Here is a 14,240-nt window from a genome sequence, read left to right on the forward strand (position 1 = left end):
TAAACGAACAGATAACCTGTTGGAGCCCGCTTGCCTGCAATAGCGTCCGTGCCGGTAGACGCTATTGCAGGGCCAGCCCCATCGCCGGCAAGCCGGTTCCTACAGGGGGGCTCAAACCACCTCGAGGCGGATCTTGTGCTGGTTGAGCTGCTGGGTGAGGGCGGGGGTGGGGGGCTGGTCGGTCACCAGGCAGTCGATCAGGCTGATCGAGCCCAGGCGAACCATGGCATTGCGGCCGAACTTGCTGGAGTCGGCGGCGAGGATCACCTGGCGGGCATTGGCGATGATTGCCTGGGAAACCCGCACTTCTTGATAGTCGAAGTCCAGCAGGCTGCCGTCTTCGTCGATGCCGCTGATGCCGACCACGGCAAAGTCGACCTTGAACTGGCTGATGAAGTCGACGCTGGCCTGGCCGACCACGCCGCCGTCGCGGCGCACCGTGCCGCCGGCCACCAGCACCTCGAAGTCATCCTTGGCGCCGAGGATGGCCGCCACGTGCAGGTTGTTGGTGATGATCTTCAGGTGGTTGTGGTTGAGCAGCGCGCGGGCGATGGATTCAGTGGTGGTGCCGATGTTGATGAACAGCGAGGCATGGTCGGGGATTTGCCGGGCCACGGCTTCGGCGATGCGCTGCTTTTCGTCGCGCATCTGGTCGGCACGCATGGCGTAGGCGGTGTTCTCGATGCTTGAGTCATAGGCCGCGCCACCGTGGTAGCGGCGCAGCAGGTTCACTTCGGCGAGCTGGTTGATATCGCGGCGGATGGTCTGGGGGGTGACGACGAACAGCTGCGCCATTTCCTCGATGCTGACGTAGCCGCGTTCGCGTACCAGCTCGAGGATTTGTTGTTGGCGTGGGGGCAGATTCATGGGCGGTCCTTGGGGGCTGCCGGACAAATGCTGCAATGATGCCGTAGGACGTTGTGTAGGACCAGCGCGGTTTTTGCGCAAACGTTCAGCCTGGCATCGCGGGGCAAGCCCGCTCCCGCGGGGGCGGCGCTTGCTTCAGGCCTGTGCTGTACCTGTAGGAGCCGGCTTGCCGGCGACGAGGCCGGCTCAGGCAGCACAAGACAGTTAGTTGTTCCCGCGGGTGCCCTGCGCTGCGGTCGATATCAGGCGTCGTGGTCTTCCCAGTCGCGGGTACGGTCCACGGCCTTGCGCCAGCCTTTGTAGAGCTTTTCTTTCGAGGCTTCATCCAGCTGCGGGCTGAACTCGCGTTCGATGATCGCCTTGTCGCGCAACTCGTCCAGGCCGCTCCAGAAGCCGCAGGCAAGGCCGGCCAGGTAGGCGGCGCCAAGGGCGGTGGTTTCGCGCATTTTCGGGCGCTCGACGCAGGTGCCGAGGATGTCGGCCTGGAACTGCATGAGGAAGTTGTTGGCCACCGCGCCGCCGTCCACACGTAGCTCGCTCAGGCGCTGGCCGCAGTCCTGCTGCATGGCGTCGAGCACGTCGCGGGTCTGGTAGGCGATCGACTCGAGCGCGGCGCGGATGATGTGGTCGACCTTGACCCCGCGGGTCAGGCCGAACAGCGCGCCACGGGCATACGGGTCCCAGTAGGGGGCACCCAGGCCGGTGAAGGCGGGCACCAGGTACACGCCGTTGCTGTCCTTGACCTTGCTGGCAAAGTATTCGGTGTCGTGGGCGTCGTTGACGATCTTCAGCTCGTCACGCAGCCACTGCACGGTGGAGCCGCCGTTGAACACCGCGCCTTCCAGTGCGTAGGCCACTTCGCCGCGCGGGCCGCAGGCGATGGTGGTGAGCAGGCCGTGGGACGATTTGACCGCCTGGCTGCCGGTGTTCATCAGCAGGAAGCAGCCGGTGCCGTAGGTGTTCTTGGCCTGGCCGGCCTCCACGCACATCTGGCCGAACAGCGCCGATTGCTGGTCGCCGGCGATACCGGCGATGGCGATGCCGCTTTTGGTGTGGCCGTAGACCTCGGACGATGGGCGTACTTCGGGCAGCATCTGCCGTGGGATGCCGAGGATCTCCAGCAGCTTGTCGTCCCACTGCAGGCTGTGGATGTTGAACATCAGGGTGCGCGAGGCGTTGGTGTAGTCGGTGACGTGCACCTTGCCGCCGGAGAATTTCCAGATCAGCCAGCTGTCGACGGTGCCGAACAGCAGCTCGCCGCGCTCGGCGCGTTCGCGGGCGCCTTCGACATTGTCGAGGATCCACTTGAGCTTGGTGCCGGAGAAGTACGGGTCGGTGACAAGGCCCGTGGCTTCGCGGATGTAGTCTTCGTGGCCGTCACGCTTGAGCTGGGCGCAAATCTCGGTGCTGCGACGGCACTGCCAGACGATAGCGTTGTACACCGGGCGGCCAGTTTGCTTGTCCCACACCACGGTGGTTTCACGCTGGTTGGTGATACCGATGGCGGCCACCTGGGCGTGGCTGATACCCGCCTGGGCCAAGGCCTCGACCATGGTTGCGCTTTGCGTGGCGAAGATTTCCATCGGGTCGTGCTCGACCCAGCCCGCTTGCGGGTAGTGCTGGGCGAATTCGCGCTGCGAGGTGCCGACCACGTTGGCGTCGCGGTCGAAGATGATGGCCCGCGAACTGGTGGTGCCCTGGTCCAGGGCGATGATGTAGTTCTTGTCCAGGGTGTCTGTCATGTCGATGGCCTTGCACGAAATGGGAGTAGGTCAGGGCGTGGCGGGCGTTCTCGCCCGGCGCTGGCGTCAGGAAACCTGGGTGTCGCCCTGCGGAGTATCGTCTGCTTGTGCGGCTGCGGCCTGCGCACTTGGCAGGTTGCGGGCAATCAGCCCGCGGTACAGGGCCGCGCCCAGGCTGGCGCCGAGGATCGGGGCGAACACCGGCACCAGGAAATACGGAATGTCGCGCCCGCCAGTAAAGGCCACTTCGCCCCAGCCGGCCAGGAAGGTCATCAGCTTGGGCCCGAAATCACGTGCCGGGTTCATCGCAAAACCGGTCAGCGGGCCCATGGCGCTGCCGATCACGGCAATCAGCAGGCCGATCAGCAGCGGCGCGGTGGCGCCCCGGGGCAGGCCATTGTTGTCGTCGGTCAGGGCCATGATCACGGCCATCAGGATGGCCGTGATCACCACCTCGACCAGGAACGCCTGGCCGGTGGACAGCGCCGGGTGCGGGTAGGTGGAGAACACCGAGGCCAGCTCCAGGCTGGCCTGGCTGCCGCGCAGCATGCCGTGGGCTTGTTCGAAATCGAAGAACAGGTTGCTGTACAGCGTGTATACGAGCGCGGCGCCGCAGAACGCGCCGCACACTTGGGCGAGGATGTAGAAGGGCAGTTTGCGCTTGTCGAAGCCGGCGAACAGGGTGAGGGCGATGCTCACTGCCGGGTTCAGGTGCGCGCCGGAAACACCGGCGGTGAGGTAGATGGCCATGCTCACGCCAACCCCCCAGATGATGCTGATTTCCCAAAGGCCGAAGCTGGCGCCTGCGACCTTGAGCGCGGCGACGCAGCCGGTGCCGAAGAAGATGAGCAGCGCGGTGCCGATGAACTCGGCCATGCATTGGGCGGACAGCGTGGGCTGGCGTAGAGCAGTCGTCATGTATTGACCTCGGTTCTTGTTGTTGTGAGGCGCTGGGCGCTCGACAGCAATTAGCCCAGCGCCAATCCCCATTGACGTCAGGCGGGTTACATCAGGTGCACCTAATAAGTGCACCGCTTATTCAGAAACGAAAAAATATAGACAAGAAACGCTGATGTCAAAGGTCGAAAATGAACGTTCAGCCACATTCTGACTGCCGCGGCGCCCCGTGAATCCATAGCCGCTGCTCTAGCCCGGGGGCGTGCTGGATGGCGCCGGGCATTTGCCCTAAAGTAGCGCCGACCTGTGATCGACTGGAGCCGTTGATGACCCCCGCCCTGGACCTGCTGAAAAAGGCGCGTGCCGAACACCGCGTGCACAGCTACGAACATGACCCGAAAACGGCCTCTTACGGCCTGGAGGCGGCGGAAAAGCTCGGCCTTGACCCGCAGCGGGTGTTCAAGACGTTGCTGGCCAGTAGCGAGAAGGGCGAGTTGCTGGTGGCGGTGGTGCCGGTGGTGGGCACCCTCGACCTCAAGGCGCTGGCACAGGCCGCAGGCGTAAAGAAATGCGAAATGGCCGACCCTCAGGCGGCTCAGCGCTCTACCGGTTACCTGGTGGGCGGCATCAGCCCGCTGGGGCAGAAGAAGCGCCTGCGCACGTTCATAGACCAGTCTGCGCAACAGCATGAAACCATTCATGTGAGTGCTGGCCGGCGGGGGCTGGAGGTCGAACTGGCAGCAGCGGTGCTGGCAGAGCACACCCAGGGGCAGTTTGCCGGGATTGGCCGCGGCTGAGCCTGCTGGCTGGTCTGGCGAGGCCGCTCCTAAAAAGGGCGCAGCAGCTGGATCTGTATGGTCACAAATATCTGCACTCTGTCACTGTTCGCCTGGCGCGCCTTGCCCCATGCTCGGCCCTCGATAACCAGGACAGAAGGACCGTGTCATGCAGTTGCACTTTCATCAGGTCGACGCCTTCAGTGACCGCCCGTTCGCCGGCAACCCCGCCATGGTCTACCTGCTCGAACGGTGGCTCGACGAAGCGCTGATGCAGCGTATCGCCGCCGAGCACAACCTGGCCGAGACCGCATTCGTGGTGGCCAACGGCGAAGCCTACGAGATCCGCTGGTTCACCCCCACCACCGAAGTGCCGCTGTGCGGCCATGCCACCCTGGCCAGTGCCTATGTGCTGTTCGAGGTGTACGGCGAGCAGAAGCCGCGCCTGGACTTCTACAGCCAGTCCGGCCCCTTGAGTGTCAGCCGTGAGGGTGATCGCCTGTTGCTGGACTTCCCGCGCATCGACCCGCAACCGGTGGACCAGCCGCTACCGGTGGCCGAGGCGCTGGGTTGCGAGGTGCTTGAGGTGCGCCACAGCAAGGGGAAGGAGCTGTTTGTGGTATTGCCGTCGGAGCAGGCCGTGCGCGACTGTACGCCGGACATGGCTGCAGTGGCCAACCTGCCTGGGCTTGGGGTGATCGTCACCGCGCGCGGTGACCAGCATGATTTCGTCTCGCGCTACTTCGCCCCGGCCATCGGCATCCCTGAAGACCCGGTGACCGGCTCTACCCATTGCCTGCTCATTCCGTACTGGGCCGAGCGCCTGGGCAAGACCGAACTGCGTGCAGCCCAGCGCTCGGCGCGCGGCGGCGAGCTGTTCTGCAGGCTGGAAGGGGAGCGGGTGAAGATTGGCGGGCATGCCACGCGGGTGGCCAGCGGAACGTTGACGCTCTGAGCAGGTGCTGATGCGCAGGCTTGCATAATCCCTGTAGGAGCCGGCTTGCCGGCGATGAGGCCGGTAGCCATTCGTATCCAGGCCTGGCCCTATCGCCGGCAAGCCGGCCCTCATAGAACTGCACATAACTCATTGATTTAGCATGGACCTGTGGGAGCGGGCTTGCCCGCGAAGCAGGCGACGCGGTGTCTGGCACCGGCTTCGCCGGTGTTCGCGGGCAAGCCCGCTCCCACAGGGTCCGCGGCGGGCTCGTGCCCAGTTCTCTGCGTGACAGCGCAGCCCGAAAGGGCTGGGTGATCTCCTACAGGGAACGTGCTGCGTTGTCAGCCGTTGCTCAGTGCGCCGAGCTGTAACGGCGCACGCCGCTTTCCTGTGCGGTCAGCTGCGCGGCCACGCTGCCTGGCACCGGGAACAGCACCAGGTGGTCCGCCGCCACGGCAATCCCTACGTCCTGCCCGACCTGGTGGTCGATATGGCTGGGGAAGATCGCCTCGAGCTGGCTGCCGGTGGGCAGTTGCAGGCGGTACAGGGTGGAGGCGCCAAGGAAGCTCTTGCCGACGATCTGTGCTCGCAGCGCGCTGTCGGGCGCATGGATGATGTCGTCCGGGCGCAGCAGCACGTCTACCGAACTGCCCAGGGCCATGGTGTAGGCGCGGTTGCCGCGCAGCTCGCCAAGCTCGGTGGTGACCGCCTCGTGGCTGCTCATCTGGCCGCGGATGAAATAACCCTGGCCGATGAAGCTGGCCACGAACGGCGTTTGCGGTTCGTGGTAGAGGTTGTAGGGTGTGTCCCACTGCTCCAGACGGCCTTCCTTGAACACGCCGACCTGGTCGCTGACGGCAAAGGCTTCCTCCTGATCGTGGGTGACCAGGATGGCGCTGGTGCCGCGGCTCTTCAGGATGTCGCGTACCTCATGGCTCAGGCGCCGGCGCAGCTCCACGTCGAGGTTGGAGAACGGCTCGTCGAGCAGCAGCAGTTGCGGCTCGGGGGCCAGGGCGCGGGCCAGGGCGACGCGCTGCTGCTGGCCGCCGGACAGCTCGTGCGGGTAGCGCCCGCCTAGGCCGCCGAGCTTGACCAGCTCGAGCATCTCTTCGACCACCTCGGCCTGCTTGGGGTGCTTGCCGATGCCGAAGGCGATGTTCTGCGCCACGGTGAGGTGCGGGAACAGCGCGTAGTCCTGGAACACCATGCCGATGCGGCGCTTCTCGGGCGCCAGGGTGAAGCCTGCGCGGGAGATGACCTCGCCGGCCAGCTGGATTTCACCGTCGTGCACCGGCTCGAAGCCGGCGATGGCGCGCAGCGTGGTGGTCTTGCCGCAACCGGACGAGCCCAGCAGGCAACCGATGTCGCCTGCGTTCAGGTGCAGGTTGAGGTTCTGGACGATGCGCTGGTCGCCATAGCCGCAGGCGAGGTTGCGCAGGTTGAGCAGTAGGGGTTGACTCATGCGTGGTGGTAAGCCGGTTCTACAAGGAATTCCAGAAGGGCCTTCTGTGCATGCAGGCGGTTTTCAGCTTCGTCCCAGGCGACCGAACGCGGGTCGTCGAGCAGGTCGTGGCTGATTTCCTCGCCGCGGTGGGCGGGCAGGCAATGCATGAACAGGGCGTCGGGTGCCGCCAGGTCGAGCAGTTCGCGGGTGACCTGGTAAGGCGCGAAATGCGCCAGGCGCCGTGCAGTTTCCTCTTCCTGGCCCATGGAAGTCCAGACATCCGTGGTCACCAGGTGTGCGCCACGTACGGCTTCTTTCGGGTCACGGATGATCTGCACGCGCTCGCCACCCAGTTGCAGGAAGCGGGCATCGGGCTCATAACCTTCGGGGCAGGTGATGCGCAGCTGGAAGTCGAACTGGCAGGCGGCCTCGATGTACGAGTTGCACATGTTGAAGCCGTCGCCGATCCAGGTGACGGTCTTGCCCTGGATCGAGCCGCGGTGTTCGAAGAAGGTCTGCATGTCGGCCAGCAGCTGGCACGGGTGCGATTCGTCGGACAGGCCGTTGATCACCGGCACTTTGGAGTTGGCGGCGAATTCGGTGAGGGTGCTGTGGGCATGGGTGCGGATCATCACCGCATCGACCATGCTCGACAGCACGATGGCGCTGTCGGCGATGGGTTCGCCGCGGCCCAGTTGCGTGTCACGCGGCGACAGGAAGATGGCCTGGCCACCGAGCTGGATCATGCCGGCTTCGAACGATACGCGGGTGCGGGTGGAGGATTTTTCGAAGATCATGCCCAGCACGCGGTTTTTCAGGGGCTCGAACAGCACGCCGCGCTTGCGCAGGTCCTTCAGCTCGATGCCTCGGCGGATCACACCGAGCAATTCGTCGGTGGTGAAATCCAGCAGGGAGAGAAAGTGCCTAGCGCTCATGATTGACTACCTTATCTGCAACGGTGTGCAGGTCGACCGTATGGGTTTTGTTGACAACGGGAGTGACCTGCGGCGTAAGCCGCACGGGGCGGACGGAATAGGGAAAGGCGCAATACTATAATTAAATGTCGCCTCAAACCAAGAGGGGAAACAGTGCGTCTGTGTCAGCGAGTGTCGTAAACCCTTGCAGGCGTGCTGTTTTTTATTTGCTACAGCGGTTGTACACGCCCGGGCGCGCCTTTGGCAAACGCGCTGTCGCGAATCGCCTGCCTGATGTCGGCCGATTCACGCCGCGAAGTGCGCTGGCCGGGCCTGTTGCACCGGCGCATAGTCGGCGTTCAAGAACAACCAGGCAAAGGCGGCCATGACCACGACCCTGCATCACCGAGCCTGTCACCTGTGCGAGGCCATTTGCGGCCTGAACATCGAAGTCAGCGTCGAGCCCGACGGCCGGGCGCGTATCGCCTCGATCAAGGGCGATGCTCTAGACCCGTTCAGCCGCGGGCACATCTGCCCCAAGGCGGTGGCCCTGCAAGACATCCAAGAAGACCCGGACCGCCTGCGCCAGCCGCATCGGCGCGTTGGCGGGCAGTGGCAGGCGATCGGCTGGGACGAGGCCTTCGCCCTGGCTGCCGAGCGCCTGTGGGCGGTGCAGCAGGCCCATGGGCGCAACGCGGTGGCGGTGTACCAGGGCAACCCGAGCGTGCACAACTACGGGTTGATGACCCACAGCAACTACTTTCTCGGTTTGCTGAAAACCCGCAATCGCTTTTCTGCCACGTCGGTGGACCAGTTGCCCCAGCACCTGACCAGCCACCTGATGTACGGGCATGGGTTGCTGTTGCCTATCCCGGACATCGACCATACCGACTTCATGCTGATTCTCGGCGGCAACCCGCTGGCGTCCAACGGCAGCATCATGACCGTGCCCGATGTGGAGAAGCGCCTGAAGGCGTTGAAGGCCCGTGGCGGGCGGCTGGTGGTCATCGACCCGCGGCGCAGCGAGACCGCAGCGTTGGCCGACCAGCACCTGTTCATCCGCCCCGGCGGCGATGCGGCGCTGCTGGCTGCGCTGCTGCATACCTTGTTTGCAGAACACCTGGCCAGGGGCTCGCACCTGTCAGTCAATGGCCTTGAGCAGGTGCAGCAGGCCATCCAGCCGTTCGACGCCGACAGCATGAGCGCCCATTGCGGCATTCCGGCAGATGCCATCCGCCAGTTGGCACGGGACTTCGCCAGCGCCGGCAAAGCGGTGTGCTATGGGCGCATGGGCGTTTCTACCCAGGCCTTCGGCTCGCTATGCCACTGGCTGGTGCAACTGATCAACCTGGTCACCGGCAACCTTGACCGCGTGGGCGGGGCACTGTGCACCGAGCCTGCGGTGGACCTGGTGGCAACCACCTCGGGTGGGCATTTCAACCAGTGGCAGAGCCGCGTGTCCGGGCTGCCTGAGTACGGCGGCGAGTTGCCGGTGTCGGCCCTGGCCGAGGAAGTCCTGGTGCCCGGCGAGGGCCAGGTGCGGGCATTGGTGACGGTGGCCGGCAACCCGGTGTTGTCCACCCCCAACGGTCGGCGCCTGGACCAGGCGCTCGAGGGGCTAGACTTCATGCTCAGTATCGACCTGTACATCAACGAGACCACCCGCCACGCAGACCTGATCCTGCCGTCCACCTCGGCGCTGGAGAACGACCACTACGATTCCACCTTCAACCTGCTGGCGGTGCGTAATGTCACCCGTTTCAACCGGGCGATCCTGAGCAAGCCTGAAGGGGCGTTGCATGACTGGGAGATTTTCGTCGGGTTGGCCAAGGCCTTCGCCGCGCGGGCCCAGCTCGAGCTCAAGGCGACCCTGCCGCCTGCACAGATGATCGACTATGCCCTGCGCAAGGGGCGTTATGGCGATGATGCGCCACAGCGCTTGTCGCTGCAGGCCCTTGACCAGCACCCCCACGGCCTGGACCTGGGGCCGCTGCAGCCGAACCTTGCCGCCCGCCTGCGTACCCCAAACCAGGCCGTGGAGGCGGCGCCGGCGGTGTTGCTGGCCGACCTGCAGCGCTTGGCCAGCCAGGCCGCTCCAGAGCCTGGCCAGTTGCTGTTGATCGGCCGCCGCCATGTACGCAGCAACAACTCGTGGATGCACAACTTCCATCGCCTGGTCAAAGGCAAGCCGCGCCACCACCTGCTGATGCACCCCGACGATTTGCGCCAGCGCCAGTTGCAGGACGGCCAGACCGTACGCATCCGTTCGCGCACCGGGGTGATCGAGGTGCCGGTACAGGCCAGCGAGGAGATGATGCCCGGCGTGGTCAGCCTGCCCCATGGCTATGGCCACAACCGTGCGGGAGCGCAGTTGCAGGTGGCGGCGGTGCAGCCCGGTGTGAGTGCCAACGACCTGACCGACGAGCACCTGCGCGACGGCGTGTCGGGCAATGCCGCGCTCAATGGCGTGCCGGTGCAAGTGGAGGCCGCATGAAGATCGGCAAGGCCGAGCACGCTGCTCGGCTTTCCGATACAATGCGCCACCGTGGCGACGATCACGTCGCAAAGTTCAGCCGAGGTGCTTCATGGATATCATCGATACAATCAAAGAGCAGATCGCCAACAACACCATTCTGCTTTACATGAAAGGTTCGCCGAATGCCCCGCAGTGCGGCTTCTCGGCCAAGGCATCGCAAGCTGTGATGGGTTGTGGCGAAAAGTTCGCCTACGTCGACATCCTGCAGAACCCGGAAATCCGCGCCAACCTGCCCAAGTACGCCAACTGGCCGACTTTCCCGCAGCTGTGGGTGGCCGGTGAGCTGGTCGGCGGCAGCGACATCATGCTGGAAATGTTCGAAAAGGGTGAGCTGCAGACCCTGATCAAGGACGCGGCCGCCAAGGCCAAGGCTTCCGAAGCCTGATTCCGGGTTTTCCAGCCGGAATGCAAAAGCCCCGCGAATGCGGGGCTTTTTTGTTGGGGCTGTCGGGCCGCAAAAAGCATCGCCGGCAAGTCGGCTTCTACAGGGGATCCCTTGTAGGAGCCGGTTTGCCGGCGATGCTGTTCAGGGAACTTACTCTTCGCCCATCTGCGATTGCAGGTAGTTCTCGATAGTGATCTTGTCGATCAGGCCCAGCTGGGTTTCCAGCCAGTCGATGTGTTCTTCCTGGTCTTCGAGGATGTCTTCAAGCACATCGCGCGAACCGAAATCGCCAGCGGTTTCGCAGTGGGCGATGGCCGCCTTGAGGTCGCCGTGGGCTCTTTTTTCAAGCTTCAGGTCGCAGTCGAGCATCTCTTTGGTGTGCTCGCCGATCATCAGCTTGCCCAGGTCCTGGACGTTGGGGATGCCTTCGAGGAAGAGGATGCGCTTGATCAGCTTGTCAGCGTCCTTCATCGCCTGGATGGACTCTTTGTACTCAAGCTTGCCGATCTTGTTCAGGCCCCAATCTTCGTACATGCGGGCATGCAGAAAATACTGGTTGATTGCGACCAGCTCGTTTCCGAGGATCTTGTTGAGATGCTGGATGACGCTTACGTCGCCTTTCATGATGGGGTCCTGCCCTGTAGAAGTTGAGCCAATGAAAACAAGTTTGAGCCCGACAACTACCTATGTCAAACCTAAGTTATTGAATAATAAGTGAAATTTAATCGGAATAAGAATGTTTGTGAACCGCGTTAGAACGCTAACTTATTGAATTACAGGCATAAAAAAACCGGGCACTGGGCCCGGTTCTTCGAAATGGGTTGTTTACGCCGCGTTGAATTCAACGGGGTAGGGCAGGGCAGCCTGCTGACTGAGTTGCAGCTCGGTCAGGGTCTCGCGCACCACCTGCTTGGCGAGGCAGGCGCATTTGCCGCACTGGCTGGCGACGTTGGTGGCGGCTCGAACTTCCTTGTAGCTGCAGCATCCTTCGTAGATCGCATCGCGGATCTGTCCGTCGGTAACACCGACACAAAGACACACATACATAAAGGCTGACCATCGCGGGTGGATTCGATGGTTTGCAGAGTAATGGTAATGAGAATGCTTGTCAAAGCACTTTCTGGGAGGGCCGTGCTTGAGCGACCGGTGGCACAGATTCGGCCTGTCACGATAAGCCGTGTATGATGGTCGGCCTTTGCCGGTTCCGGGGGACGCGTTCCGCCCGGGCAAGGTTTTCCACCCCTCATCAGGAGAAATCGCATGAGCGTACTCGTTGGTAAAAAAGCCCCTGACTTCACCGTCCCGGCTGTTCTGGGCAATGGCGAAATCGTCGACAGCTTCAACCTGGCCTCGGCCATCAAGGGCAAGTACGGCCTGGTGTTCTTCTACCCGCTGGACTTCACCTTCGTCTGCCCGTCCGAGCTGATCGCCCTGGACCACCGCATCCCTGACTTCCAGGCGCGCAACGTCGAAGTGATCGGCGTTTCGATCGACTCGCACTTCACCCACAACGCCTGGCGTAATACCCCGGTCAACAACGGCGGCATCGGCCAGGTCAAATACACCCTGGCAGCCGACATGACCCACGAAATCTGCAAGGCCTACGACGTCGAGTCCGAAGGCGGCGTGGCTTTCCGTGGCGCGTTCCTGATCGACACCAACGGTGTTGTGCGTTCGCAGATCATCAACGACCTGCCACTGGGTCGTAACATGGACGAGCTGCTGCGCCTGGTCGACGCCCTGCAATTCCACGAAGAGCACGGCGAAGTCTGCCCTGCCAACTGGAAGAAAGGCGACAAGGGCATGAATGCTTCGCCAGAGGGCGTAGCCGCCTACCTGAGCGAGAACGCTGGCAAGCTGTAAAGCAGGTGTACAAAAAAACCGGCCCTGGTGGCCGGTTTTTTTGTGCTTCGAGTTTCAAGCTGCAAGCTACAAGAGAAGGCACGGCGTACGCGGTCTGCGCTCTCTTGCGGCCTATAGCTTGCAGCTTGCAACTGCCTTCAATCGTTGAAGTCGCGCCAGCCGCCCATTTCTTTCCAGCGATTGACGATGCCGCAGAACAGCTCGGCGGTCTTCTCGGTATCGTAACGCGCCGAATGCGCCTCACGCCCGTCGAAGTCGATGTCGGCGCTCTGGCATGCTCGCGCCAGTACGGTCTGGCCGTAGGCAAGGCCGGCCAGCGTCGCGGTGTCGAAGCTGGAGAACGGGTGGAACGGGTTGCGCTTGATGTCGTTGCGCGCCACCGCGGCGTTGAGAAAGCCCAGGTCGAAGCTGCTGTTGTGGCCAACCAGGATCGCCCGCTTGCAGCCGTTGGCCTTCAGCGCCTTGCGCACGCCACGGAAGATGTCGGTCAGCGCGCTCTCTTCGCTGACTGCCATGCGCAGCGGGTGGTCCAGCTTGATGCCGGTGAACTCCAGCGCAGCCTGTTCGATGTTGGCCCCTTCGAACGGTTCGACCCGGTAGAAGTAGGTGTGCTCGGGGAACAGGAAGCCCTTTTCGTCCATGCCGATGGTCACCGCGGCGATTTCCAGCAGGGCGTCGGTGGCGCTGTTGAAGCCGCCGGTCTCGACATCCACCACTACCGGCAGGTAGCCGCGAAAGCGCTCGGCCATGGGGTGGCGCGAGCCGCTGCTGGCCTGGCCGTCCTGTTCGTCGTCGTAGAGGTCTTCGCTCACGCGTTGTCCTCCAGCAGGCGCCAGTGCAGTTTTTCACCGGCACGCAGCGGGATCACGGTGTTGTCGCCGAACGGCAGGCTGGTAGGGGCGGTCCACTCGTCACGCACCAGGGTGATGGTGTCGGTGTTGCGTGGCAGGCCGTAGAAGTCCGGGCCGTGCTTGCTGGCAAAACCTTCGAGCTTGTCCAGCGCGTTGCGCTGCTCGAACGCCTCGGCATACAGCTCGATGGCGGCGTAGGCGGTGTAGCAGCCGGCACAGCCGCAGGCGTTTTCTTTGGCGTGCTGGGCGTGGGGTGCCGAGTCGGTGCCGAGGAAGAACTTCGGGCTGCCGCTGGTGGCCGCGTCCAGCAGCGCCACCTGGTGGGTGTTGCGCTTGAGGATCGGCAGGCAATAGAAGTGCGGGCGAATACCACCGACCAGCATGTGGTTGCGGTTGTACAGCAGATGCTGGGCAGTGATGGTGGCGCCGACGTTGGCCGGCGCCTCGGCGACGAACTGCGCGGCATCGCTGGTGGTGATGTGCTCGAACACCACTTTGAGCGTTGGGAAGCGTTCGACCAGGCGGCGCATGTGCTCGTCGATGAAGCGCTTCTCGCGGTCGAACACGTCGATCTCGCTGCGCGTCACTTCACCGTGCACCAGCAGCGGCATGCCGGTTTCGGCCAGCGCTTCGATGGCCGGGAAGATGTTGTCGATGCTGGTAACGCCGGAATCGGAGTTGGTGGTAGCGCCGGCCGGGTACAGCTTGGCGGCGTACACGAAGCCGCTGGCCTTGGCTGCGCGAACGTCCTCGGGGCTGGTGCGGTCGGTGAGGTACAGCACCATCAGCGGCTCGAAGCGGCTGCCGGCCGGGCGGGCAGCGAGGATGCGCTGGCGGTAGGCATCGGCTTCGACGGCATTGCGTACCGGCGGGACCAGGTTGGGCATGATGATGGCACGGCCGAAGGTGCGGGCCACATCAGCAACGGTATGGGGCAGGACGGCACCATCGCGCAGATGGATGTGCCAGTCGTCGGGACGCAGGAGGGTCAGGCGATCGGACATTGGGGATTCCAGGCGGGTCGAACT

General features: G+C 63.5%; 14 protein-coding genes. 5 read left to right on the top strand and 9 right to left on the bottom strand.

The features are described 5' to 3' along the window. Positions 1-111: 111 nt before the first annotated feature. The 3 genes from glpR to KSS93_RS09055 form a co-directional block, all read right to left on the bottom strand. The gene (glpR, locus tag KSS93_RS09045; RefSeq protein WP_217842083.1) at positions 112-867 is read right to left on the bottom strand and encodes a DeoR/GlpR family transcriptional regulator; all 756 of its coding nucleotides are present in this window, start codon (positions 865-867) and stop codon (positions 112-114) included. A gap of 242 nt (positions 868-1,109) precedes the next feature. After that, a complete protein-coding gene (gene glpK / locus KSS93_RS09050) occupies positions 1,110-2,609 on the bottom strand; it encodes a glycerol kinase GlpK (RefSeq protein ID WP_217887993.1) in 1,500 nt (499 codons plus the stop codon). A gap of 66 nt (positions 2,610-2,675) precedes the next feature. Next, positions 2,676-3,527, bottom strand: coding sequence for an MIP/aquaporin family protein (locus KSS93_RS09055; RefSeq protein WP_217842085.1), 852 nt, complete (start codon positions 3,525-3,527; stop codon positions 2,676-2,678). 305 nt (positions 3,528-3,832) lie between these two features. On the opposite strand from KSS93_RS09055, the gene ybaK reads away from it, so the two are divergent. Then, on the top strand, positions 3,833-4,303 hold the full coding sequence (gene ybaK, locus KSS93_RS09060) for a Cys-tRNA(Pro) deacylase (protein ID WP_217887994.1): 471 nt from the start codon (positions 3,833-3,835) through the stop codon (positions 4,301-4,303). A gap of 148 nt (positions 4,304-4,451) precedes the next feature. Next, entirely contained in the window at positions 4,452-5,237 is a 786-nt protein-coding gene (locus KSS93_RS09065) for a PhzF family phenazine biosynthesis protein (protein ID WP_217887995.1), read from the top strand. A 334-nt stretch (positions 5,238-5,571) separates the two neighbouring features. On the opposite strand, the gene KSS93_RS09070 is transcribed toward KSS93_RS09065, so the two are convergent. After that, on the bottom strand, positions 5,572-6,681 hold the full coding sequence (locus KSS93_RS09070; RefSeq protein WP_217887996.1) for an ABC transporter ATP-binding protein: 1,110 nt from the start codon (positions 6,679-6,681) through the stop codon (positions 5,572-5,574). Further along, positions 6,678-7,598, bottom strand: a complete 921-nt coding sequence (gene argF, locus KSS93_RS09075; RefSeq protein ID WP_217842089.1) for an ornithine carbamoyltransferase — start codon at positions 7,596-7,598, stop codon at positions 6,678-6,680. Before argF ends, KSS93_RS09070 begins: the two co-directional genes overlap by 4 nt. A gap of 364 nt (positions 7,599-7,962) precedes the next feature. On the opposite strand from argF, the gene KSS93_RS09080 reads away from it, so the two are divergent. Both KSS93_RS09080 and grxD read left to right on the top strand, forming a co-directional pair. After that, positions 7,963-10,071, top strand: coding sequence for a molybdopterin oxidoreductase family protein (locus KSS93_RS09080; RefSeq protein ID WP_217887997.1), 2,109 nt, complete (start codon positions 7,963-7,965; stop codon positions 10,069-10,071). 91 nt (positions 10,072-10,162) lie between these two features. Next, entirely contained in the window at positions 10,163-10,498 is a 336-nt protein-coding gene (gene grxD / locus KSS93_RS09085) for a Grx4 family monothiol glutaredoxin (protein WP_103449407.1), read from the top strand. 150 nt (positions 10,499-10,648) lie between these two features. On the opposite strand, the gene bfr is transcribed toward grxD, so the two are convergent. Continuing rightward, positions 10,649-11,122 carry a bacterioferritin gene (gene bfr / locus KSS93_RS09090; RefSeq protein ID WP_217887998.1) on the bottom strand — a complete coding sequence of 158 codons (474 nt, stop codon included), beginning with the start codon at positions 11,120-11,122 and terminating at the stop codon, positions 10,649-10,651. A gap of 201 nt (positions 11,123-11,323) precedes the next feature. Next, positions 11,324-11,545 (bottom strand): bacterioferritin-associated ferredoxin, encoded by a 222-nt coding sequence (locus KSS93_RS09095; RefSeq protein ID WP_046854452.1) that lies wholly within the window; start codon positions 11,543-11,545, stop codon positions 11,324-11,326. A 213-nt stretch (positions 11,546-11,758) separates the two neighbouring features. On the opposite strand from KSS93_RS09095, the gene KSS93_RS09100 reads away from it, so the two are divergent. Continuing rightward, positions 11,759-12,361, top strand: a complete 603-nt coding sequence (locus KSS93_RS09100; protein ID WP_217842092.1) for a peroxiredoxin — start codon at positions 11,759-11,761, stop codon at positions 12,359-12,361. 137 nt (positions 12,362-12,498) lie between these two features. Here the strand turns inward: KSS93_RS09100 and rnt are convergent, their stop codons facing one another. Beyond that, positions 12,499-13,173, bottom strand: a complete 675-nt coding sequence (gene rnt / locus KSS93_RS09105) for a ribonuclease T (protein WP_217887999.1) — start codon at positions 13,171-13,173, stop codon at positions 12,499-12,501. Continuing rightward, on the bottom strand, positions 13,170-14,216 hold the full coding sequence (pyrC, locus tag KSS93_RS09110) for a dihydroorotase (protein WP_217888000.1): 1,047 nt from the start codon (positions 14,214-14,216) through the stop codon (positions 13,170-13,172). The genes rnt and pyrC overlap by 4 nt, the downstream gene beginning before the upstream one ends. Positions 14,217-14,240 lie beyond the last annotated feature (24 nt).

This window comes from Pseudomonas xanthosomatis (assembly GCF_019139835.1).
Taxonomy (GTDB): Bacteria; Pseudomonadota; Gammaproteobacteria; order Pseudomonadales; family Pseudomonadaceae; genus Aquipseudomonas; species Aquipseudomonas fakonensis.